The following is a 2,061-nucleotide window of genomic DNA, read 5'->3' on the forward strand; positions in this document are numbered from 1 at the left end:
CAAGGGACAGCCGCAGTACCGGAAGCAGGAACAAAAGAAACACCAGAAGTGCCCTCTGCATTGCTGCAAAAAGGTCCTGTTGCCTCAGGACCCAACAGTGCGCCAAACACAACCCCCACAAACCATGCACCCCGGCAGCGTTCCCAACAACACCCACCCCACAAAGGAGGCACATGCTGCCGTACTGGCACCAGGACACAACCGGTAAAGGCCATGCCAAACAAGTTTGATTCGTTGATATTCCACCCATGAGCACCCACCGCAGAACAGACGCCTGCGCAATGGGCAACACTGACAACCCATCACCAACCCATGCAGGCCGGCAACACATTGCTAGCAGCTCCTTAGAAAGGAGGTGATCCAGCCGCACCTTCCGGTACGGCTACCTTGTTACGACTTAGTCCCAATCGCCGGTCCCACCTTCGACGGCTCCCCCCACAAGGGTTAGGCCACCGGCTTCGGGTGTTACCAACTTTCGTGACTTGACGGGCGGTGTGTACAAGGCCCGGGAACGTATTCACCGCAGCGTTGCTGATCTGCGATTACTAGCGACTCCGACTTCATGGGGTCGAGTTGCAGACCCCAATCCGAACTGAGACCGGCTTTTTGGGATTAGCTCCACCTCACAGTATCGCAACCCTTTGTACCGGCCATTGTAGCATGCGTGAAGCCCAAGACATAAGGGGCATGATGATTTGACGTCGTCCCCACCTTCCTCCGAGTTGACCCCGGCAGTCTCCTATGAGTCCCCGCCATAACGCGCTGGCAACATAGAACGAGGGTTGCGCTCGTTGCGGGACTTAACCCAACATCTCACGACACGAGCTGACGACAACCATGCACCACCTGTAAACCGACCGCAAGCGGGGCACCTGTTTCCAGGTATTACCGGTTCATGTCAAGCCTTGGTAAGGTTCTTCGCGTTGCATCGAATTAATCCGCATGCTCCGCCGCTTGTGCGGGCCCCCGTCAATTCCTTTGAGTTTTAGCCTTGCGGCCGTACTCCCCAGGCGGGGCACTTAATGCGTTAGCTACGGCGCGGAAAACGTGGAATGTCCCCCACACCTAGTGCCCAACGTTTACGGCATGGACTACCAGGGTATCTAATCCTGTTCGCTCCCCATGCTTTCGCTCCTCAGCGTCAGTTAATGCCCAGAGACCTGCCTTCGCCATCGGTGTTCCTCCTGATATCTGCGCATTTCACCGCTACACCAGGAATTCCAGTCTCCCCTACATCACTCTAGTCTGCCCGTACCCACTGCAGAACCGGAGTTGAGCCCCGGTCTTTCACAGCAGACGCGACAAACCGCCTACGAGCTCTTTACGCCCAATAATTCCGGATAACGCTTGCGCCCTACGTATTACCGCGGCTGCTGGCACGTAGTTAGCCGGCGCTTCTTCTGCAGGTACCGTCACTTTCGCTTCTTCCCTACTGAAAGAGGTTTACAACCCGAAGGCCGTCATCCCTCACGCGGCGTCGCTGCATCAGGCTTGCGCCCATTGTGCAATATTCCCCACTGCTGCCTCCCGTAGGAGTCTGGGCCGTGTCTCAGTCCCAGTGTGGCCGGTCACCCTCTCAGGCCGGCTACCCGTCGTCGCCTTGGTAGGCCATTACCCCACCAACAAGCTGATAGGCCGCGAGTCCATCCAAAACCACAAAAGCTTTCCACCACCTGACATGCGTCAGACAGTCATATCCGGTATTAGACCCAGTTTCCCAGGCTTATCCCAGAGTCAAGGGCAGGTTACTCACGTGTTACTCACCCGTTCGCCACTAATCCCCCAGCAAGCTGGGATCATCGTTCGACTTGCATGTGTTAAGCACGCCGCCAGCGTTCATCCTGAGCCAGGATCAAACTCTCCGTTGAAGTAAAACAAATCAAACAGACACAACCACACCCACCGGAAATAACGGCCGACGCGGCTGCACAAAATTCGAAACCAGCTGAAAACCAGACCACCACACACGGGGGTGCGCAATGATCCAGCCATAATTTCAACCAATCAATAAAACAATCGGTATCAACAAACTTGGCACACTATTGAGTTCTCAAACAACAG

At 55.6% G+C, this 2,061-nt stretch carries 1 rRNA gene; it reads right to left on the reverse strand.

The features are described 5' to 3' along the window. Positions 1-348: 348 nt before the first annotated feature. Positions 349-1,868, reverse strand: a 16S ribosomal RNA gene (locus ACIQLI_RS22415). Positions 1,869-2,061 lie beyond the last annotated feature (193 nt).

The organism is Paenarthrobacter sp. NPDC091669 (assembly GCF_044756725.1).
Classification (GTDB): Bacteria; Actinomycetota; Actinomycetes; order Actinomycetales; family Micrococcaceae; genus Arthrobacter; species Arthrobacter bambusae_C.